21 protein-coding genes are annotated in these 21325 nt (G+C 51.9%); 7 read left to right on the top strand and 14 right to left on the bottom strand.

The annotated features are described in order from the left end of the window. Positions 1-22 precede the first annotated feature (22 nt). The 6 genes from FDX03_RS09980 to FDX03_RS09955 all read right to left on the bottom strand — a co-directional run bounded on the left by FDX03_RS09980 (position 23) and on the right by FDX03_RS09955 (position 4463). On the bottom strand, positions 23-847 hold the full coding sequence (locus FDX03_RS09980) for a PTS system mannose/fructose/sorbose family transporter subunit IID (protein ID WP_003031641.1): 825 nt from the start codon (positions 845-847) through the stop codon (positions 23-25). Positions 848-858: 11 nt separating this feature from the next. Then, positions 859-1656, bottom strand: a complete 798-nt coding sequence (locus FDX03_RS09975; protein ID WP_115601162.1) for a PTS mannose/fructose/sorbose transporter subunit IIC — start codon at positions 1654-1656, stop codon at positions 859-861. Positions 1657-1721: 65 nt separating this feature from the next. Continuing rightward, on the bottom strand, positions 1722-2216 hold the full coding sequence (locus tag FDX03_RS09970) for a mannose/fructose/sorbose PTS transporter subunit IIB (protein ID WP_115601161.1): 495 nt from the start codon (positions 2214-2216) through the stop codon (positions 1722-1724). Further along, positions 2216-2623, bottom strand: coding sequence for a mannose/fructose/sorbose PTS transporter subunit IIA (locus tag FDX03_RS09965; RefSeq protein WP_003031647.1), 408 nt, complete (start codon positions 2621-2623; stop codon positions 2216-2218). Before FDX03_RS09965 ends, FDX03_RS09970 begins: the two co-directional genes overlap by 1 nt. 9 nt (positions 2624-2632) lie before the next feature. After that, positions 2633-3439 (bottom strand): SDR family oxidoreductase, encoded by an 807-nt coding sequence (locus FDX03_RS09960; RefSeq protein ID WP_137345876.1) that lies wholly within the window; start codon positions 3437-3439, stop codon positions 2633-2635. Between the two features lie 70 nt (positions 3440-3509). Next, on the bottom strand, positions 3510-4463 hold the full coding sequence (locus FDX03_RS09955; protein ID WP_137345875.1) for a sugar-binding transcriptional regulator: 954 nt from the start codon (positions 4461-4463) through the stop codon (positions 3510-3512). Between the two features lie 469 nt (positions 4464-4932). On the opposite strand from FDX03_RS09955, the gene rluF reads away from it, so the two are divergent. After that, positions 4933-5814, top strand: coding sequence for a 23S rRNA pseudouridine(2604) synthase RluF (gene rluF / locus FDX03_RS09950; RefSeq protein ID WP_137345874.1), 882 nt, complete (start codon positions 4933-4935; stop codon positions 5812-5814). Here rluF and FDX03_RS09945 read toward each other — a convergent pair. The 7 genes from FDX03_RS09945 to lysC form a co-directional block, all read right to left on the bottom strand. After that, the gene (locus FDX03_RS09945) at positions 5811-6083 is read right to left on the bottom strand and encodes a DUF3811 domain-containing protein (protein WP_003031655.1); all 273 of its coding nucleotides are present in this window, start codon (positions 6081-6083) and stop codon (positions 5811-5813) included. The two genes, rluF and FDX03_RS09945, sit on opposite strands and share 4 nt — an antisense overlap. 62 nt (positions 6084-6145) lie before the next feature. Further along, positions 6146-6904, bottom strand: a complete 759-nt coding sequence (locus tag FDX03_RS09940) for a DeoR/GlpR family DNA-binding transcription regulator (RefSeq protein ID WP_005132777.1) — start codon at positions 6902-6904, stop codon at positions 6146-6148. Continuing rightward, complete coding sequence (locus FDX03_RS09935; RefSeq protein ID WP_137345873.1) at positions 6891-7754, bottom strand: Cof-type HAD-IIB family hydrolase; 864 nt, start codon at positions 7752-7754, stop codon at positions 6891-6893. Before FDX03_RS09935 ends, FDX03_RS09940 begins: the two co-directional genes overlap by 14 nt. 17 nt (positions 7755-7771) lie before the next feature. After that, positions 7772-8611 (bottom strand): histidine biosynthesis protein, encoded by an 840-nt coding sequence (locus FDX03_RS09930; protein ID WP_044702272.1) that lies wholly within the window; start codon positions 8609-8611, stop codon positions 7772-7774. A 27-nt stretch (positions 8612-8638) separates the two neighbouring features. After that, a complete protein-coding gene (locus FDX03_RS09925) occupies positions 8639-10225 on the bottom strand; it encodes a PTS sugar transporter (RefSeq protein WP_170973091.1) in 1587 nt (528 codons plus the stop codon). A gap of 244 nt (positions 10226-10469) precedes the next feature. Then, a complete protein-coding gene (gene panS, locus FDX03_RS09920; protein WP_137345872.1) occupies positions 10470-11408 on the bottom strand; it encodes a ketopantoate/pantoate/pantothenate transporter PanS in 939 nt (312 codons plus the stop codon). Between the two features lie 92 nt (positions 11409-11500). Further along, positions 11501-12850 (bottom strand): lysine-sensitive aspartokinase 3, encoded by a 1350-nt coding sequence (gene lysC, locus FDX03_RS09915; RefSeq protein ID WP_101742883.1) that lies wholly within the window; start codon positions 12848-12850, stop codon positions 11501-11503. 305 nt (positions 12851-13155) lie between these two features. Here lysC and pgi point away from each other — a divergent pair, with 305 nt between their 5' ends. From pgi to psiE, 6 genes are all read left to right on the top strand, one after another. Further along, entirely contained in the window at positions 13156-14802 is a 1647-nt protein-coding gene (gene pgi / locus FDX03_RS09910; RefSeq protein ID WP_061067011.1) for a glucose-6-phosphate isomerase, read from the top strand. A 470-nt stretch (positions 14803-15272) separates the two neighbouring features. After that, positions 15273-15515, top strand: coding sequence for an exopolysaccharide production protein YjbE (yjbE, locus tag FDX03_RS09905; protein ID WP_137345871.1), 243 nt, complete (start codon positions 15273-15275; stop codon positions 15513-15515). 63 nt (positions 15516-15578) lie between these two features. Beyond that, the gene (locus FDX03_RS09900) at positions 15579-16217 is read left to right on the top strand and encodes a YjbF family lipoprotein (protein ID WP_212724559.1); all 639 of its coding nucleotides are present in this window, start codon (positions 15579-15581) and stop codon (positions 16215-16217) included. Further along, positions 16214-16951, top strand: a complete 738-nt coding sequence (locus tag FDX03_RS09895) for a capsule biosynthesis GfcC D2 domain-containing protein (RefSeq protein WP_137345869.1) — start codon at positions 16214-16216, stop codon at positions 16949-16951. Before FDX03_RS09900 ends, FDX03_RS09895 begins: the two co-directional genes overlap by 4 nt. Next, positions 16951-19050, top strand: coding sequence for a YjbH domain-containing protein (locus FDX03_RS09890; protein ID WP_137345868.1), 2100 nt, complete (start codon positions 16951-16953; stop codon positions 19048-19050). The genes FDX03_RS09895 and FDX03_RS09890 overlap by 1 nt, the downstream gene beginning before the upstream one ends. A 145-nt stretch (positions 19051-19195) precedes the next feature. Next, a complete protein-coding gene (gene psiE, locus FDX03_RS09885) occupies positions 19196-19606 on the top strand; it encodes a phosphate-starvation-inducible protein PsiE (protein WP_048213940.1) in 411 nt (136 codons plus the stop codon). A 41-nt stretch (positions 19607-19647) separates the two neighbouring features. Here psiE and xylE read toward each other — a convergent pair whose 3' ends face one another. Then, positions 19648-21123 carry a D-xylose transporter XylE gene (xylE, locus tag FDX03_RS09880; protein WP_061067015.1) on the bottom strand — a complete coding sequence of 492 codons (1476 nt, stop codon included), beginning with the start codon at positions 21121-21123 and terminating at the stop codon, positions 19648-19650. Positions 21124-21325: the final 202 nt, after the last annotated feature.

Below are 21325 nucleotides of genomic sequence, written 5' to 3'. Positions count from 1 at the left end.
CCGGCATTGCCGGGGCGAAAAATCAGGACAGGAAGCCCAGTGCGTTACCGATAATTCCCAGCGCAAACAGGGCGAAGATTAGCCATACCGGATTAATTTTCTTGTTGAGCAGACGCACCATCAGCAGCGTCAGACCCAACGCCAGCAGGCCGGGGCAGAGTTGGTCGAGAATGTTCTGCACGGTCATGGTGACGGTGGTGCCGTCTGCGCCAGGCGTTTGCGATACCACCAGCGGCACGTTGATGCTGGTCCATTTGGTGACCAATACTCCCATCACAAACAGGCCGAGAATCGATGCGCCTTCGGTCAGTTTCTGCAGCAGGTTGCCGCCCATGTCGCTGACGATGTTGACCCCTTTACGAAAGCCAAGCTGTAAGCCGTACCACTTCATTGCCAGACGTACTGCATTGAAAATAAAGAAGAACAATAGCGGGCCGAGAATGTTACCGGACAGCGCCAGCGATGCGCCGAGCGCGGCGGTAATCGGGCGCAGCGTTCCCCATACCAGCGGATCGCCGACGCCTGCCAGCGGACCCATCAGGCCGACTTTGATGCCGTTGATTGCGCCATCGTCAATTTCCGCACCGTTGGCGCGTGCTTCCTCCATTGCGGCGGTGACGCCAATCACTGGGCCGCAAACGGCAGGGGTGGTATTGAAGAACACCAGGTGGCGTTTGAGTGCGGCAACCTGATCCTCTTTTAGTGGATACAAGCGCTTGATGGCGGGGATCATGTCGTAGCAAAAGCCCAGCCCATGAATGCGTTCGAAGTTGAATGACGCCTGTTGCAGGTTGGAGCGAACAAACATGCTAAACAGGTCGGATTTGGTCAGTTTTTTCTGTTCCATGATGGGCTCCGTTAGTCTTCAAGCTGATCAAGAGCTTGAGAAGAGGGGGCTTGCGCCTGCGGTTCAGTCTTACGCCACTGTGGGTTCAACTGGATGTAGACCAGCGCGATAATCACGCCAACCCCACCGAAAGCCAGCAGGCTCAAATCGAGATAACCCCCAGCGATAAACCCGAGGAAGAAGAAGGGCATCAGGTACTTCACGCCCATCATGCGCAGTACCATGGCGTAACCGACGACTACGATAAATCCTCCGGCAATCTGCAGCCCACGGGTGACGAATTCCGGAATGGCATTCAGCATGTTGCTGACCATATCCGCGCTGACAAACAGCGAGACAATCAGCGCTGGAATGGCGACGCGCAGCGCCTGTACGCCGAGGGCGGAAACGTGCAGCAAATCGATGGTGCGAAAACGGGCGTCTTCGGCGGCTTTATCCGCCGCGTGCTGGAACACAACGGTGATGGTACGGGCGAATACCGTCAGTACCTGGCCTGCTGCCGCGACTGGCAGAGCGATGGCGATCCCGGTGGCGATACTCTGTTGCCCGACAATCACCAGAATGGCGGAGATAATACTGGCGAGTGCCGAATCGGGAGACTGCGCAGCGCCAACGTTCATCCAACCCAGAGCGATTAACTCCAGCGTGCCGCCGAGCATAATCCCGGTTTTTAAATCACCGAGGATCAGGCCGATAACGGTACAAGCAATTAGCGGACGGTGGGTCTGGAACTCATCCAGCACGCTACCCATTCCGGCAATACAGGAAAATAGAAATATGGCGATAATCTGTAGGGTACTTATTTCCATAATATGTCACCTTGTGAATGTGATCATCCCTGCCTGTTACAGCATAAATACACAGGCGTTATTATTTATTCAGCGAGCGATTGTTCTTTTATTTTTTCAAGGATATTAATAGATGGATCGGATGCGACGACGCGTAAATCCAGCGTAACGCCTAATTTAGCTAACTCATGAAAAGCATGAATATCGTCATCATCTAATGAGACCGCTTTGGTTAATTGTTTTTTACCGGGTCGCCAGGCCATGCCGCCAATATTTAACGTGGCGATTTTTACCCCTTGTTTTACCATTGCTAATGCATCTTGCGGACGAGTAAAAAGATAAAAAACGGTTTCGTTCTGATATTGCGGATTATGGTAAACCGCGACTGCTTTTTCGATATTAACGACGTTCACTTTCATTCCCGGCGGGGCGGCCTGACGCAATAATGTGCGACGTACTTCATCGTGATAAACGTCGTCATTACAGATAATAATCCGTTGTGCATTCGCCACCTTCGACCAGACGGTGGTGACCTGACCGTGGATCAGGCGGTCATCAATACGAGCAAGGGTAATGTTCATCAGAAATCCTCTTCGGCCGTTTCCAGATGTTTCCAGACGACACAGGTTTGTTGAGCAATGGTCGTCAGGTGTTCACACAGTTCATCCACATTCATACTGCTTTGGTTGTCTACCAGTTCCAGCGCCAAAGGCAGTGATAACCCGCTGATGACCCGTATCGCCGGATTGTGCATCGCCAGCGTCGCGGCGGCATTCCAGGGACTGCCACACTGCAAATCGACGGCAATCAGCCATTCATCGCCGGTGTGAATACTTACTAACTTTTTCAGCTTTTCCACGATGTCGCTGGCGTTTTCTCCGGGGACAAATGCCACGGCTTCAACGTTGGCATCACCGTAGACCATCTGTACCGATTCCAGCATGGCGCAGGCCAGTTTGCCGTGAGCACAGAAGATTGCATTGACCATAAAACCTCCTTAGCCGCGCGTTTTTCCGCCCGCAATGTTAGTGGTTACTCCGGTTATGTAACTGGCACGATCAGACAAAAGATAACAAACAAAATCAGCGACTTCGCTTAAGCGCCCTGAGCGACCAATTGGGATCGCGTTCCTGGTGTAGCCCTCGCGCAGCTGTTCGACGGTGATGTTGCGAGTCCAGGCCAGCGCTTCTTCATACTCGGGGGTCCGCAGTCCGGTTTTTTCCAGAATGCCAGGTGCAATGCCCACCACACGAATGCCGTGTTTGCCCAACTCTTTCGACCAGGAACGGGTAAAGCTATTCAGTGCGGCCTTGGTGGCGGCATAGCAACTTTGGCCCTCTGAACCTTCCAGCCCGCTTTCTGAAGAGACATTCACAATCACGCCGTTACGCTGTTTTACCATTTGGCGTGCTACGGCTTGCGACATTAAGAACACACCTTTCTGGTTGATATTGACCATTTTTTCAAAAGCGGCTTCATTGAGTTCATATTGCCCGGCGGGTGCTTTTTCATCGACCAGCAGCCGCGGAAAATTAACGCCTGCGTTATTCACCAAACCATCAATACGCCCATGGCGGTGGATAATTTCGGTAACGGTATGATTAACTTCTTTGGCACTGGAAATATCTGTCGGCCAGAAATGATATCCACTATGGCCTTCATATTGACCTGCACCACCGTGAATATCCGCCATTTGCACATTCGCGCCCTGCGCTAATAACTCTTCAACAATCGCCAGCCCAATTCCGGACGCGCCGCCAGTAACAATAATGACTTTGTCCTGCAGATTTAACCACGTTTGCATAATTAACTCCCAGTTTCAGATAAGGGGAGCCCACATAAAATTAATTATGTCAGGACCCATTCGAATATATTTACTTCAACAATAATTCAGCGGTATGGCTGTTAGTCACTAAACCGTTAATATAATTTCCACGCAATGCGCCCAAAATTCCACTGTATTTCTCTTCACCCATTGCAATGCCAATTGAGTAGCGCGCCTGCTTTAATTTATTGGTTTCAATGGAAAGTGTTTTTTCACTCATATTGGTTTCTACCGTCACGCCGTTGATATCGTAAAAGCGCGAGCAAATGTCTCCGGCTACCTGACGGGCATGCAGGTCATCGCTCTCTTCACTGCCGTAAAAAGCGTGCCAGTTGGCGCCATCACGTATTGCCGGAGATCCAATCCCGACCAGTGCGACGTCCAGATTATCCCAATAAGCGGAAATCGATTTGAAATGTTGGGACTGCATAATGCCATTGCGAATGAGCGGGTTCTCCAGCAGTGCCGGGAAATCGGCCAGATGCGATTCCCCCTTGAGCTTTGCTGCTGCGCCGTAGGTCAGCGTATTAACGTGGTAGCGGCTTTCAAGCTTGCCGGATGGCCCGCCAATAATCGGCACGCAGATCAGCTGACGTGACTGACTGGCAGGGGATAATCCTTCAACAAGTCCCCGCACCGCGCGGCCCCATGAGAACCCAATAATGTCGCCGGGTTCCAGTAAGCGTTCCAGCAACTGTGCGCCGTGCACACCCATCATCGCGAGTTGTTCGTCTTCCTGTTCGCTGTCGCATGAGACCACCACCGCCTCTTTCAGGCCAAATTTCTGTTTTAGCTGCTGTTCCAGCCACAGATTTTCGTTGTAGTCGTAATTAATGGCGATGGTGACGATACCCTGCTCGCGTCCACGTTTTAGCAAACGGCTGATCGTGGTGCGGTAAATACCCAGCTCGCGGGCGATTTGCGCTTGTGTCATATCCTGTTCGTAATACAGCTGCGCTATCTTTACGATCAGGCGGATATCATCGCTGTTTTCCGTCGCCATTTTTGGACTCCTGCACATTTGTGCAAATCACGAAATTGTCTTCTTGATCTGATATAACCCCAACTGTTCTCCATCTCAAAGCTATTTTCACTTATTTCAGCGCCCTGTAATGACCGATTGTGTTGCACATTTGATGTGGTGATGGCGTGTTGTTGGCACAGATGTGCTTATCTCTCTAATGTATTGATTCTGTTTGTTTTCACCCAACAAAATTGCAGGGATGGATCGCTGACACTTTTGTGTCAAAAGGTGTGACGGATCACAAATAGCGCGTGGGCAGTCGAACACGATTATTTTTTATCGTCCGCAAGGTAGGGTATATTTCGCTTTTAATACACAAAAGCATTCAAGTTGTATCAAGGCGGCAAGGGAACGAATTCCTGGGAGCATAGATAACTATGTGACCAGGGTGAGTGAGGGCAGCCAACGCAGAGACGGCTTGAAGGATGAAGTGTATACAGGAGAAATTATGCTGCCCGACTCATCCATCCGATTAAATAAATACATCAGTGAAAGCGGAATCTGCTCGCGTCGCGAGGCGGATCGCTTTATCGAACAAGGGAATGTCTTCCTGAATGGTAAACGCGCCACCATTGGCGATCAGGTGATGCCTGGCGACATCGTAAAAGTGAATGGTCGGTTGATTGAGCCGCGTGAAGCGGAGGATCTGGTTTTTATCGCGCTGAACAAGCCGGTAGGAATTGTCAGCACCACCGAAGACAGCGAACGCGACAACATTGTTGATTTCGTCAATCACAGCAAACGCGTGTTCCCCATTGGCCGTCTGGATAAAGATTCCCAGGGGTTAATCTTTCTGACCAACCACGGCGACCTGGTGAATAAAATCCTGCGTGCCGGTAACGATCACGAAAAAGAGTATCTGGTGACGGTCGATAAGCCCGTAACCGACGACTTTATTCGTGGGATGGGAGCCGGTGTGCCAATCCTCGGCACCGTTACCAAGAAATGTAAGGTCAAGAAAGAAGCGCCGTTTGTGTTTCGCATCACGCTGATTCAGGGGCTGAACCGCCAGATCCGCCGTATGTGTGAGCACTTTGGTTATGAAGTGACGAAGCTTGAGCGCACACGCATCATGAACGTGAGTTTGTCCGGCCTGCCGCTGGGAGAATGGCGTGACCTGACGGATGACGAACTGATCGATCTGTTCAAGCTGATTGAGAATTCATCATCAGAAGCTAAACCGAAGGCGAAAGCGAAGCCAAAAGCCGCCACCGCAGGCATCAAGCGCCCGGTAGTGAAAATCGAAAAATCGGCGGAGAAAGAGAAATCGCGCCCGGCGGCAAACGGGAAGCGTTTTACCTCGCCGGGGCGTAAGAAGAAAGGACGTTAACGTCTGCCGCGCGTTGGCGTATTCGCCGACCAGGAAAATGACGCCTCTGAATCCGGTTTATAAGCCTGCTTTTTCTTCAACTGGCGGGCTTTTTTAGCTTCTGCTTCGCGCAAGGCCATCAGTTTATCGATGTACTCTTTCTTGATGCTGTTGGTCTCAGCGTTGGTCAGCAGGCGACCATGTGCAATGCGCGCGCGGTCAAGCAGCGTTTTCAGTTCACGCTGTTCGCGCTCGGTCATCTCTTTTTGGGTAATGCGGGGGAGTGCCATACGGGTGCCCTCTGTTAGCCGATATTCTCAGTGTACGGTAATCCTGGTCAGGCTGATAGCGCTCAATAGGCAATACGCAATTTCCCGCCAAAGTCCTGCTGGGTATAACCCGTTGTTTTGAATCCTTTATCCGTGATGATGCTATCGATTTCTTTTAACGTGGCGATACACATCACCCCATCCTGACCAAATTTGGTATGGTCGGCGAGAATTACCGCTTTTTTGCTCATGGCAATCATGGACTTCGCCACGTACGCCTCATCAAAACTTTTTACCAGCACTCCATGCTGAGGCGAAATTCCACCTGCGCCAATGAAGCAGATATCGGCGTGAATGGCGTTAATTTGCTGACAAACCGAGACACCGAGATTGGCGCGAAAATGGTAGTCATATTCACCGCCTAAGACGTAAACGCGGGCCTGAAGATTATGCTCTTTAATTTTATCCGCAATTAACGCTGAGTTGGTAATAACAGAATAAGCGAGTGGGGGTAATAGTTCAGCAAGAATTAAGTTAGTCGTACAGGAGTCAATAAACAGCGTATCGCGTTCGCTAACCATCGTGGCGGCAATTTTACCAATTGCCATTTTTTCATCACGGTGTATATCAATCCGCGCGCCAAACTCATCTTCCTGAACGACCTGTTTTTTGACAGCCCCGCCATGGATTTTGGTAATTTGTCCTTCGGACTCCAGTATCGAGAGGTCACGGCGAATGGTCTCTGATGTAACTTTTAGCGTTTCCGATAATTTGATAACTGTGACTTCACCGAACTTATTTAATTCATCAAGAATATGTTTTCTTCTTTTAATCGGGTTCATTATTTTCCGCCAATGTCGTGCTTTGGCGCATGGTAACTGGATGCGCAAAGCAACGCAACCACTCCAGCGCACAGACAATACCTTCATCATCATTAGAGGCCGTCACATAGCTGGCGTGTTGTTTTACTGCATCAGGCGCATTGCCCATGGCGATACCGATGTTCGCAGCGGTAAACATACTGATATCGTTCTGCTGATCGCCAATCGCCGTAACCTGTTCGGTCGCTATATTTAGCTGTTGCCTTAACATGTTTATAGCATAGCCTTTGTTTATTTCAGTTCGTTGGATGTCAATATAATTCCCCCCGGTGATTGTCGCTATATAACCACAGGGCAATTCATTAATCATTGCCGTACATAATGCCTTTATTTTTGATTGTTCTGCCACTAATGTGATCTTATAAATGTCATGCTGATTAAAAATATATTCAGGCGTTGCCGAAATAAAGGGTAGCTCAAATAAGTTGGCCTCATAAGTCGTCCATGGTGCTACGAGTCGGTCATCACGATGATAAATAGCATCGGCGCTAAAAAAATGATGGGGGTAGCAGGAAAGAGAAATAGATCGGTCAATCTCCCGGAGATCCATGCAAGAGAGTGTCGCAGTATGAATAATATGCTGCGACGTCATCTCCAGAATTTGCCCGCCATTAAAACCGGCGCACCAGGCAAACAATTTATCTACCTGTTGCTGTTGTAACAGGCGCACCATAGAGGAGACCGGCCTGGCGGAACAGGCTGCCAGCAGACCGCCACGCTGGCGGAACTCAATCAGCGCCTGACGCGTGCGCGGGCTGATTGTTTTCTGCGATGTCAGTAACGTTCCATCCAGATCGGTCACCAGCAACATTTCTCTTTCCTCTGCGTTTACTGAGCAATAAACGGTGTGACGGCCTCTTTGGCGGCGTTGCAGACCATATTGTCGATTGCCGTACCTACGACCAGAATATTGACCCCGGTATCTTTAAACGCTTTGGCGTTGGCGAGGTTAATACCGCCTTCTGCCAGCGTTGGTACATCAACCGCGCCAACCAGCGCTCGCAGCCTTTCTTTAATGGCCTGTGGAATGTCGCCTGCTGCTACGCCTTCATAGCTCATACCGGTCATCAGGCCGATCATATCGACGCCAATTTCCTGCATCCGCTTCGCCACGCTGGAAACCTCTTCCGGCGTACGCGCAGGAATACCGAAAGTATGCAGATCGTCCGGGTGACCAATATAGGCGTCAACGGTCAGACCATATTGATGGGCGAGATTAACGATATCCTGCAGATCGTCCCAGTCGGATTTATGCGTGTGCAAACCATCGGCTCCGGCACGGGCAATCTCCAGAATCTCAGTGTCACTGAGCGGCACGGGCAAGGTTTCGGTAAAACCTCCCGCAATACCCACGGTAATGAAAATATCGTCAGGAACCACGTTACGCACGCCGTGTACCGCTTCAGCCATTTGCCCGTTGGTGATTTCATGGCGGATCTGCTCTGCTGCATGCATATTGCTCACGCCTTTGTGTCCACGCGCCAGCGCCAGTGCCGGGTGGTTTGGTTCCAGCAGCTTAACGCCTGCCTCACACACCGCTTTCGCCAGACGCGCATCGTCGCCAGTGATCCCCGTACTGAGGATGGTTTGTCCGCCGTGGAGCGCAATGGCATCTTTCACTTTCTGTAACGCTTTGGCGCGTTTTTTATTCATATCGCCTTTAAACATGGTGTACCTCTGGTGTTGGTGCATTAATTAACGGGCTGACGCTGCAGGTTCGCTCTGTACGACAGCCTTAAAACGGTTAGCAATAATGGTGGTAATACAGGTCATCGCCATTGTTGTGATCATCACGATAGCCATCTGAAGCGCATTGCTGGACAAGAACGGCGAGGCAAAAGCGGGAACATAAGCCACGCCTTTAACGTTAAAGAAGCCCAGCATCATGCCGCCCATTCCGGCCCAGAAAATGGCGGAGCCAAAGACAATTTTGTTGGCGAACATGAAGGGATAGGCAGATTCCACGAAGGTTCCGAAACCCAGGTTAATAAGCAGCCCCGGTGTGGCGACGGCGGCTTCACTTTTTTCGCGAGGGGCGATAACGTTGGCAAGGTTAATCCCTGCGGCAACCATCACCAGACCCACCATATCGACTGCGCCGAGGAAGCTTACGCCGGATTTTTCCATCTCCAGCAGGACCAGCGGCAGGATGACCGCGTGGTAGACTCCGCCCAGGATGGCTGGCCAGATAACCAACCCCGCCAGCAGTCCGGCAAGAACAGGACTGAAAGCCAGGGTGCTTTCGATAGCCAGTTTGATGTAATTACCTGCCGACAGCGCCAGCGGACTCAGCAGATAGTGCATGATCAACCCGGCGGCAAGACCTGAAATCCCACCGGCAACGATGTTGACGGTGGTCATCGGAAAGCGCCAGTTCAGGCACAATTCAAACAGCCAACGAACGAAAATCCCGGCCATCAATCCGCCGATAATCCCGCCGATCAGGCCCCCCTCGACGGACAGCACCCCGGCGACGACCCCGGCAACGATTGAGACTTCATCCAGCTCAGAAATCTGTTTTGCCGCCAGCACGGCAACCAATACCGGCAGACCTTTCAGCAGGATTTCAAAAATATCGTTAAGCTTTTCCAGACCCGGGATGTGGCTCAGAGCGAGAACAATCGCCATCGCGATAAAGCCAGGCAGCGCAGGGATCATAATGCTGCGAATGTTAAAGCGTTTGAGCAGGCTCTTTCCGGAGCCACCCTGGGAGGGTGAAGCGCTACCCAACTGCGGCTTGTACTTAATGCCCCAGTGTTTACACAGAGACGCCACGAAGGAGACTGCGCGGGTGCGGCTGGTGGTACCCGTCGTGCCCGAGGTTGCGACGACATTTGCCCCTTTTGCGGCCACCAGCGCCATTGACGTTCCGCCGGTGCCAACGATCGGCGTTTTCATTTCAACGGCAGCGGTGAAGACTTCGTGGTTCGCTTTTCCCGGATCGGCACTCATCACGACGATCCCGTCGATCGTGCCGCTACGGATCATCCCGGCAATCTGGCGATCGCTTTCAACCACCGAAGCGTTCACCTCTGAGAGTTTGCCCTGAAATATCCGTTGTGGTTTTTGTTGGTTTTCTTTGGTTAATGCAAACACGGATGCCGCTGTGTGGGGTTTGGCAACATCCATCGAGGCTTCCGCCGCGATAAACTGCACGGCGGCAACTTCCACACCTGCGGCTTCGCACTGCTGATAGATTTCCTGGAGTAACTTCTCTGGCTCTGCGCCACCCAGGTTGTAGAGGTTGCCTCCACTGCTTCCAATAATCGCAATTTTTTTCATAGCGGCCTCAAAGATAGGGTAAAGGGGTTATCTGTGTTGTAGTGGAATCATAATTCCAACTAAAACAAAGCAAATCAACATCAAATGATCGAGTGAAATTGCCATTTGCATGATGTTTATTTATTAATTGATTGAAATAAAAAGAATAAATCAAGATTTTGTTTTTTGTGGTAGTTTGTTGTTTTGTGATGGAGTTCAAAGGAGTATCTATATAAATGGAGGGTAACCCTCCATTTATACGCGATCAGTTTTGTTTTATAGCGCTTCGCTTTTCAGTAATCGGTTTACCGGACCAGTAACCCGCAAGCAGCGAACCAGAAAGGTTATGCCAGACGGAGAACAACGCGCCGGGCAGAGCGGCGAGCGGACCGAAGTAGATTTTGCCCAGCGCAGCGGCGAGGCCGGAGTTCTGCATGCCGACTTCAATCGCCAGTGTGCGGCAGGTGGATTCATCAAAGCCGAACAGTTTCCCGCCCCAGTAGCCGCCAAGCAGGCCAATGGTGTTATGCAGAATAACGGCGATAATCACCACAAAGCCGACCGACGCAATGTGCGATGCAGAACCTGCCACAACAGCGCTGATAATCGCCAGAATGCACACCATAGAAAAGGCGGGCAGGAAAGGCTCGACCGCTTTGACCACGCGGGGGAACAGATGGTGAATGACCAGGCCCAGCGCAATCGGAATGACCACAATCTGCAATATACTCAACAGCATTCCCATCACGTCGACCTGAATATGCGCATCAACGTACAGGCGCGTCAGCAGCGGCGTGGCGACAACACCGACCAGCGTTGAAACCGATGAAATCGTCACGGAGAGCGCCACATCGCCTTTCGCCAGGTAGATCATTACGTTAGATGCCGTTCCGCTGGCCACGCTACCGACCAGTACCATACCTGCGGACAATTCCGGCGGCATATTAAAAGCCAGCGCCAAAATCCATGCGGCGAGCGGCATCACCAGATAGTGCAGGAAAATACCCGCCGCGACCGGGGCTGGGCGTGAGAGTACGCGTTTAAAATCATCCACCTTCAGGTGCACGCCCATGCCGAACATAATCAGCATCAGTAACGACGGCACTAATGGCCCGACAGGCGTAAAGGTGGAGGGCGTGTAATACGCAATAACAGAGAGCAGCAGCGCCCATAACGGGAACAGCCGCGTGAGAGTAGCGAGCATATTGTATTCCTTGCGATTTAAAGATGTTGTGTTGTTATAAAAAAGCCGGGTTCGAGCCCGGCTATAGTTATTGTTTATCGCGTGATGGAATATTATTCAAACAAATTATGGTGCAGCTTCTGTACCACCTGCTCGGCTTCGCTACCGGGCACGAGGAAGCACAGGTTGTGGCTGGACGCGCCGTAGCAAATCATCCGAATATTGAACGGTTCCAGTACGCCGAACACCTCTTTACCCACGCCACAGGCTTTGGACAGGTCATTGCCAATCAATGCCACCAGTGCCAGGCCTTCTTCAACTTCAACCCGACACAGGGCAGACAGTTCCATCAGCAGAGACTGTGTTAACAGTGTATCGCCGGTGGACGTTGAACCGGTGGTATCCAGCGTCAGCGCCACGCTGACTTCGGATGTGGTAATTAAATCGACCGAGATATTGTGGCGTGCCAGGATGCCGAACACTTCCGCCAAAAAGCCGCGAGAGTGCAGCATATTCAGGCTATGCAGTGTCAGCAGCGTCTGCTTACGGCGTAATGCCAGCGCCCGGAACAGCGGTGGATTCGCGGTTTTATTACATACCAGCGTACCGCCTGCTTTTGGATCCTTACTGGAGCCCACAAACACCGGAATATCGCTGCGTACGGCTGGCAACAGGGTTGCCGGGTGCAGAACTTTCGCGCCAAAGGTCGCCATTTCCGCGGCCTCTTCAAAGGCGATTTCATCAATACGCTGCGCAGCCGGAACCACGCGCGGATCGGTAGTGTAGATGCCGGGAACGTCGGTCCAGATATCAACGCGCGTTGCGTGTAGGGCTTCTGCCAGTAAGGCGGCGGTATAATCGCTGCCGCCGCGTCCCAGCGTGGTGGTGCGGCCCTTGCCTTCACTGCCGATAAAGCCCTGAGTAATCACCAGACCTTCGCTCAGACGCGGGGCCAACTGGAGCGTCGCCAGTTCAGCCAGCGCCGTGACGTCGGGTTCTGCACGACCAAAACGATCGTTGGTGCGCATCACTTTACGCACGTCAAACCACTGCGCCTGCACGTTGCGTTCACGCAGGATCTCGACGAACAGCAGGGTAGACATCAGTTCACCGTGGCTGACCAGTTCGTCGGTCAGCGCGGTTGAGGTCGCCAGTGACGCCGCTTCTGCCAGTGTGGTGATGTTTTCCAGCAGACGTTCGATCTCTTCACGGATCACGTTTGGATAACGCAGGCGTTCCAGAATATTGAACTGAATTTGACGAATGGCATCGAGTTTTTCGAAGCGCGCGGTTGGCTCCAGCCCTTCAGCCAGTGCGACCAGCAGGTTGGTGATTCCCGCAGAAGCGGAAAGTACCACCACACGGACGTTAGCATCAGAAAGCACGACATCAGCGCTGCGATTCATGGCATCAAAATCCGCCACGCTGGTACCACCAAACTTGGAGACAACTACATCAGTCATAACTACCTCGTGTCAGGGAATGAATAGAGCGACCATGGCACAAAGGAAACTGGTGCAGGCGCAAATGCAAATACCGTATTTATAAATAAAATGTGTAGCTTGCACTGTCAACGCTGGGATTATGCGGATTTTTCATGCTGCAACTGTGTTGAGTAACGGTACTAATAACAACGCTGATAACCGCTATACTTTTTAGCCACGTTTGGCGGATGCCCTGGCAATGGCATTAAAACAATCACACTTTTCTGTGACTGGCGTTACAATCGATCTCAGTCACAATTCTCAAAATCAGAAGAGTATTGCTAATGAAAAACATCAATCCAACGCAGACCTCAGCCTGGCAGGCACTACAAAAACACTTTGAAGAGATGAAAGACGTTACTATCGCGGATCTGTTCGCGAAAGATAGCGATCGTTTCACGAAGTTTTCCGCGACGTTTGACGATCTGATGCTGGTGGATTTCTCCAAAAACCGCATCACTGAAGAGACGCTGGCTAAACTGCAGGATCTGGCGAAAGAAACCGATTTGGCCGGTGCCATCAAGTCCATGTTCTCCGGTGAGAAAATCAACCGTACTGAAGACCGTGCCGTGCTGCACGTGGCGCTGCGCAACCGTAGCAATACGCCAATCATCGTTGACGGCAAAGATGTGATGCCGGAAGTGAATGCGGTACTGGAGAAGATGAAATCTTTCTCTGAAGCGATCATCTCCGGGAGCTGGAAAGGCTATACCGGCAAAGCCATCACTGATGTAGTAAACATCGGTATCGGCGGTTCTGACCTTGGCCCGTTCATGGTGACCGAAGCGCTGCGTCCGTATAAAAATCACCTGAACATGCACTTTGTGTCTAACGTCGATGGTACACACATTGCCGAAGTGCTGAAAAAAGTGAACCCGGAAACCACGCTGTTCCTGGTCGCGTCTAAAACCTTCACCACCCAGGAAACCATGACCAACGCCCACAGCGCACGCGACTGGTTCCTGGCGACCGCTGGCGACAACAAGCACGTAGCCAAACACTTCGCAGCGCTGTCTACCAACGGTAAAGCGGTTGGCGAGTTCGGTATTGATACTGCCAATATGTTCGAGTTCTGGGACTGGGTTGGCGGTCGTTACTCCCTGTGGTCTGCCATTGGCCTGTCCATCATCCTGTCCGTGGGCTTCGACAACTTTGTTGAGCTGCTCTCCGGCGCGCATGCGATGGACAAACACTTCTCCACCACGCCAGCAGAGAAAAACCTGCCGGTGCTGCTGGCGCTGATCGGTATCTGGTACAACAACTTCTTCGGTGCCGAAACCGAAGCGATTCTGCCGTATGACCAGTATATGCACCGTTTCGCGGCCTACTTCCAGCAGGGCAACATGGAATCCAACGGTAAATACGTTGACCGTAACGGCAATGCGGTGGATTACCAGACTGGCCCAATCATCTGGGGTGAGCCGGGTACTAACGGCCAGCATGCGTTCTACCAGCTGATCCACCAGGGTACCAAAATGGTGCCGTGCGATTTCATCGCGCCGGCAATCACCCACAACCCGCTGTCGGATCACCATCCGAAACTGCTGTCTAACTTCTTCGCGCAAACCGAAGCGCTGGCTTTTGGTAAATCTCGTGAAGTGGTTGAGCAGGAATATCGCGACCAGGGTAAAGATCCGGCTACGCTTGAGCACGTTGTGCCGTTCAAAGTGTTCGAAGGTAACCGTCCAACGAACTCCATCCTGCTGCGCGAAATCACGCCGTTCAGCCTGGGTGCGCTGATTGCGCTGTACGAACACAAAATCTTCACTCAGGGCGCGATCCTGAACATCTTCACCTTTGACCAGTGGGGCGTTGAGCTGGGCAAACAGCTGGCGAACCGCATTCTGCCAGAGCTGAACGATGATAAAACTGTTTCTTCCCATGATGTTTCTACTAATGGGTTGATTAACCGTTATAAGTCCTGGCGCTAATCTGCTTCTTCCTTCGAACCGCAGCGGTGTTGGCTGCGTTCGTTAACCCCGGTCACATAGCTATCTATGCTCCCGGGGATTAACGATCTTGCCGCCTTGCTGCAATTCGAATGAATTTGCAGATTACCTGTGATAGAAGCTGATATTATTATCAGCTTTTTTTATAAGATAATTCCACTTCTCCACCTTATTACCTAAAAATTTAATTGAGCTTAATCCTAAAATAATATGTTCAACGTTCTCCTGTTTCTGATGTTTTAAGATTTACCGGATATTGTGTTTTCACTATTATATCTTAACTCTTTGAATTTAATTGTTTTTATTATTTATTGTTAATCGTTTTCTCTCTCGCTATCTAATTATCCTAAATTCCCCTGTGGCGTAATTTGAACACTTTGGCTTGTGTATACTCGATCTCGCCCGAAATTCTTTTGGGTAAATCTCCATTCATGCAATGAAGGGAATTTGTGATGAAAAAAGTTGTGTATGGCCTTTGGGCTATATCTGCGCTTGCGGTGACGTCTGTCTATGCCGCCCCCGTTCAGGTGGGTGAGGCTGCAGGGTCGGCTGCCGCGTCGGTTTCGGCGGGAAGTTCCTCCGCGACCAGCGTGAGCACCGTAAGTTCTGCGGTGGGGGTTGCCCTGGCGGCAACCGGTGGTGGCGATGGTTCTAATACCGGAACCACCACCACGACAACCACCAGTACCCAGTAATACCGGTACGTTTAATTCTAACCACACTTCGGTGTGGTTATTTTGCCTCTCTGGAGAAACGTCGTGAAGCGACCCGCGCTCATAATGGTTTGTCTGTTACTACAGGCGTGCTCAGCCACCACCGAAGGTTTGGGGCATTCGCTGTGGGATAGCGTATTTGGGACTCCCGGCGTAAAGATGACGGATGATGAAATCCAAAATATGCCTTACGCCAGCCAGTATATGCAGCTCAACGGCGGTCCCCAGCTGTTTGTGGTACTCGCGTTCGCAGAAAACGGACAGCAGAAATGGGTGACTCAGGATCGGGCCATTCTCGTGACGCAACATGGGCGACTGGTGAAAACACAGCTCGACGGAGACAACCTCATCGAGGTGAATAATCTGGCTGCCGACCCGCTCAGTAAGCCAAATCAGATAGTCGATGGCGCAACGTGGTCTCGCACGATGGGCTGGACCGAGCATCAGCAGGCGCGCTATGCCACCGCCCGCTCGGTTTTCACATGGGATGGCGCTGACACCATCAAGGTCGGCAGCGATGAAACGCCGGTACGCATCCTCGATGAAGACGTCACCACCGATCAAACGCGCTGGCATAACCGCTACTGGGTAGACAGTGACGGCATGATTCGTCAGTCGGAACAGTATCTTGGCGCAGGTTTCTTCCCGGTGAAAACTACGCTGATTAAGGCGGCAAAATCATGATGAAACGAATGATTACCGCGCTTTCCTTCAGCCTGTGCGCGGCATCTGTTTTTGCTGCGGGCAGTGTAAAAGTGATCACGACAGGCAGCACCGAAGCAAAAACGCTGACCGGCGCGGAGCATTTGGTCGATCTGGTGGGTCAACCGAAGCTGGCGAATAGCTGGTGGCCAGGCGCGGTGATTGGCGAAGAACGGGCAACGGCTGAGGCGCAACGTCAACAGCAGGCATTACTGGCTCGTCTGGCGACGTTGAGCGCTGAAGCAAGCGCTGACGATGCCGCGGCTATCAACACGCTGCGCCAGCAAATTCAGGCGCTGAAGGTGACCGGTAGACAGACGATTAATCTCGACCCGGATGTTGTACGCGTCAGCGAGCGAGGCAACCCGCCGCTGCAGGGCAATTACACGCTGTGGGTTGGGCCGCAGCCCACGGATATCACGCTGTTGGGTTTGCTAAGCCACCCGGGTAAACAGCCGTTTATACCCGGACGTGATGTTGCCAGCTATCTCGATGGGCAGCATCGGCTCAGCGGCGCGGATCGTAGCTACGCCTGGGTTGTCTATCCCAACGGACGCACACAAAAAGTGCCGGTCGCCTACTGGAACAAACGTCACATTGAGCCGATGCCCGGCAGCATCATTTTTGTCGGGCTGTGGGACTCTGTCTGGAGCAGCACCCCGGATGAAATCAATGCCGACATTCTTCGCACCCTGACCCAGCGGATACCCGAATAATGAGAAAAACTTATCTGCTCAGCCTGTTGGCGCTGGGTATCAGCGCGGCCTGTCACGGTGAAACGTATCCTGCGCCGATTGGTCCTTCCCAGTCTGATTTTGGCGGCGTGGGGCTGCTGCAAACCCCAACCGCACGCATGGCGCGTGAGGGCGAAATGAGCCTTAACTACCGCGATAACGATCAGTACCGCTACTACTCCGCGTCGGTGCAAATGTTCCCGTGGCTGGAAACGACCCTGCGCTATACCGATGTGCGCACCAAAAAATACAGCAGCGTGGAGTCGTTTTCAGGCGATCAGACATACAAGGATAAGGCGTTCGACCTGAAGCTGCGGTTGTGGGAAGAGAGCTACTGGATGCCGCAGGTGGCGGTGGGGGCACGCGATATAGGCGGAACGGGCCTGTTCGATGCGGAGTATATTGTGGCGAACAAAGCCTGGGGACCGTTTGATTTCTCACTCGGTCTCGGCTGGGGATACCTCGGGACCAGCGGCAACGTCAGCAATCCGTTTTGCTCATACAGCGATAAATTCTGTCATCGCGATAACAGCTACAAGCAGGCGGGTTCCATTGACGGCAGCCAGATGTTGTTCCACGGCCCGGCGTCGCTGTTTGGCGGCGTAGAGTATCAGACTCCCTGGCAGCCGCTGCGCCTGAAGCTGGAGTACGAGGGAAATAATTATCAGCAGGATTTTGCGGGCAAGCTGGATCAGAAGAGCAAGTTTAACGTCGGCGCTATTTATCGCGTCACCGATTGGGCCGACGTTAACCTCAGCTATGAGCGCGGCAACACCTTTATGTTTGGGGTCACGCTGCGGACTAACTTTAACGATCTGCGACCACACTATAACGACAACGCCCGCCCGAAATATCAGCCGCAGCCGCAGGATGCCATCCTGCAACATTCGGTGGTGGCGAATCAGCTAACGCTGCTGAAATACAATGCCGGGCTGGCGGATCCTAAAATCCAGGTGCAGGGCGATACGCTGTATGTAACAGGCGAACAGGTGAAATACCGTGACTCGCGCGAGGGGATCGAGCGTGCCAACCGGATCGTGATGAACGATCTTCCCGACGGGATCCGCACGATCCGTATTACGGAAAATCGCCTTAACTTGCCTCAGGTGACGACCGAAACGGATGTTTCCAGCCTGAAGCGCCATCTGGAAGGCGAGCCGTTGGGCCATGAGACTCAACTGGCGCAAAAACGCGTTGAGCCCGTAGTGCCGAAAACGACCGAGCAGGGCTGGTATATCGATAAGTCGCGCTTCGATTTCCACATCGATCCGGTGCTTAACCAGTCGGTAGGCGGCCCGGAAAATTTCTATATGTATCAGTTGGGCGTGATGGGCACGGCAGATTGGTGGGTGACCGATCATCTGCTGACCACCGGGAGTTTGTTCGCCAACCTCGCCAATAACTATGACAAGTTTAACTACACCAACCCGCCGCAGGATTCGCATTTACCGCGGGTGCGTACCCATGTGCGTGAGTATGTACAGAACGACGTCTACGTGAATAACCTGCAGGCCAATTACTTCCAGTCACTCGGGAACGGGTTTTACGGACAGGTTTACGGCGGCTATCTGGAGACCATGTATGGCGGGGCGGGCGCGGAAGTATTGTACCGTCCATTGGACAGCAACTGGGCGTTTGGTGTTGATGCCAACTACGTGAAACAGCGTGACTGGCGTAGCGCGCAGGACATGATGAAATTCACCGACTACAGCGTGAAGACCGGGCATTTGACCGCGTACTGGAATCCTTCTTTCGCCCAGGATGTGCTGGTGAAAGCCAGCGTGGGTCAGTATCTGGCCGGGGATAAGGGCGGAACGTTGGAGATAGCCAAACGCTTTGACAGCGGTGTCGTGGTGGGCGGTTATGCGACTATCACTAACGCCTCACCGGATGAGTACGGCGAGGGGGATTTTACCAAAGGGGTGTACGTTTCCGTGCCGCTGGATCTGTTCTCGTCAGGCCCAACCCGCAGTCGCGCGGCGATAGGCTGGACACCGTTAACGCGTGATGGCGGTCAGCAGCTTGGGCGTAAGTTTGGTCTGTACGATATGACCAGTGACAGGAGTGAGAATTTCCGGTGATGTGAATGTTGATCGCCCGGTGGCGCTACGCTTACCGGGCATCCGGCAAGAACCGTCATACGAACAAAATATAAACAAAAAATGTAGATCTCTGTCACATTTTTGCGTTATACAGGAACCTCGCCACTGAGTAAGAGGTGCTGTTATGACGTCGCTATCTCGTCCCCGCGTGGAGTTTATCTCCACCATCTTGCAGACCGTGCTGAATCTGGGGCTGCTGAGTCTGGGCCTGATCCTGGTCGTATTCCTCGGGAAAGAAACGCTGCATCTGGCAGATGTGCTGTTCGCGCCGGAACAAACCAGCAAATATGAGCTGGTGGAAGGACTGGTGGTTTACTTTCTGTATTTTGAATTTATCGCACTGATTGTGAAGTACTTTCAGTCAGGGTTTCACTTTCCGCTGCGCTATTTTATCTATATCGGGATCACCGCGATTGTGCGGTTGATCATTGTCGATCATAAAGCACCTATGGATGTGCTTACCTATTCCGCGGCGATCCTGCTGCTGGTGATCACCCTGTGGCTGTGCAACTCGAAGCGGTTGAAGCGAGAGTAAAAAAACAACACGCCGTTGGGGCGGCGTGTTGTATGTCAGGCTTATTGTGCAGAGACGGGCTGGGTTTTCTCTGCGGCGGGTTCCCACAGTTCTTCAAGTTCTTCCAGTGTTTTGCCTTTGGTTTCCGGCACGAACTTCCACATGAACAGCGCCGCCAGGATGCCCATACAACCGTAGATCCAGTAGGAGAAACCGTTGTGGAAATGGGAAACCAGCCACGAATTTTTGTCCATCATTGGGAAGGTCCAGGAGACGAAGTAGTTCGCCAGCCACTGGGCCGCAACTGCAATGGCGAGCGCTTTACCGCGAATCGCATTCGGGAAGATTTCTGCCAGCAACACCCAACAAACCGGTCCCCAGGACATGGCGAATGCCGCGACATAAAATAGCATCGACAGCAGCGCCACCAGGCCGGAAGCCTGCGTATAAAATGCAGTGCCGAGGCTGAACATCCCAATTGCCATGCCGAGTGCGCCAATGATCTGCAGCGGTTTGCGACCAAATTTGTCCACAGTCATGATAGCCAGCACGGTGAAGCTCAGGTTGATCACGCCGACAATAATGGTCTGCAATAACGCCACATCGGTGCTGGCCCCAAGCGTTTTGAAGACTTCCGGTGCGTAGTACAGCACGACGTTAATACCGACAAACTGCTGGAAGATGGATAACATCACGCCGATAACGATCACGCCTGCACCAAACATCAACAGGCGACCACCGGTTTTGCGCCCATGCTCGAGTGACTGATTAATCTCCTGCATGGCCTGAGTGGCGAGAGTGCTACCCATAATTTTGCGCAGAATACCTTCTGCCTGTTCATGTCTGCCGCGCGCCATCAGCCAACGTGGGCTTTCTGGTACGGTATACAGCAGCAGTAAAAACAGCAGGGCGGGGATACTTTCGGAGGCAAACATATATCGCCAGCCATCGGTATTCAGCCAGTTGGCGTCGCCTGAACGGGCAATAAAATAGTTAACGCAATACACCAGTAACTGGCCAAAAATAATCGCGAATTGGTTAAAGGAAACCAATTTCCCACGAATATGTGCCGGAGCCAGCTCAGCAATATACATAGGTGAGAGCATTGAGGCTAAACCTACGCCAATACCACCGATGATGCGATAAATAACGAATTCGGGGACGTATCCTGCTAAATAAACAGGCACAGCATTATCGGGGTTAATGGTGGTAAAACCTAATTCTGGCCATGCGGATCCGATGCCGGAAATAAAAAATAACAGCGCAGCGATTTTCAGCGAATCCCGGCGACCAAAGCGGTTACTACAATACCCGCCCAGCGCACCACCGATGATGCAGCCAATCAACGCACTGGCGACGCAAAAACCCAACAATGAGTTGGCGGCGGATTCACTTAAGTGTTGTGGAGCGACAAATACGGTATTTAAGGATTCTACCGTTCCGGATATGACCGCAGTGTCGTAACCGAATAATAGTCCTCCTAAAGTTGCGACTAATGTAATCGAAAAAATATAACTGGAATTATATTGAGTGTTCATTCAGACCTGCCTTAGAGGGTACAGCTCTTTTGATCAGTGCTGTGATGGTGAATTTAACAGGCAGGGAAGACAATTATCATTTTTTACATTGCAATTACGTTTTGTCTTTTCTGTGATCTTAATTCCGTTTAATTAGTTTATTTCCAGACGAAAAATAGAATTGCAGTGATGGAGAGCACGAAAGGAAATAATCATAACGGTA

It is taken from the genome of Citrobacter sp. wls827, assembly GCF_005280875.1.
GTDB classification, from domain to species: Bacteria; Pseudomonadota; Gammaproteobacteria; order Enterobacterales; family Enterobacteriaceae; genus Citrobacter; species Citrobacter youngae.
Note: the sequence above shows the minus strand (reverse complement) of the source record. Positions and strands in the feature narration are given on the sequence as shown.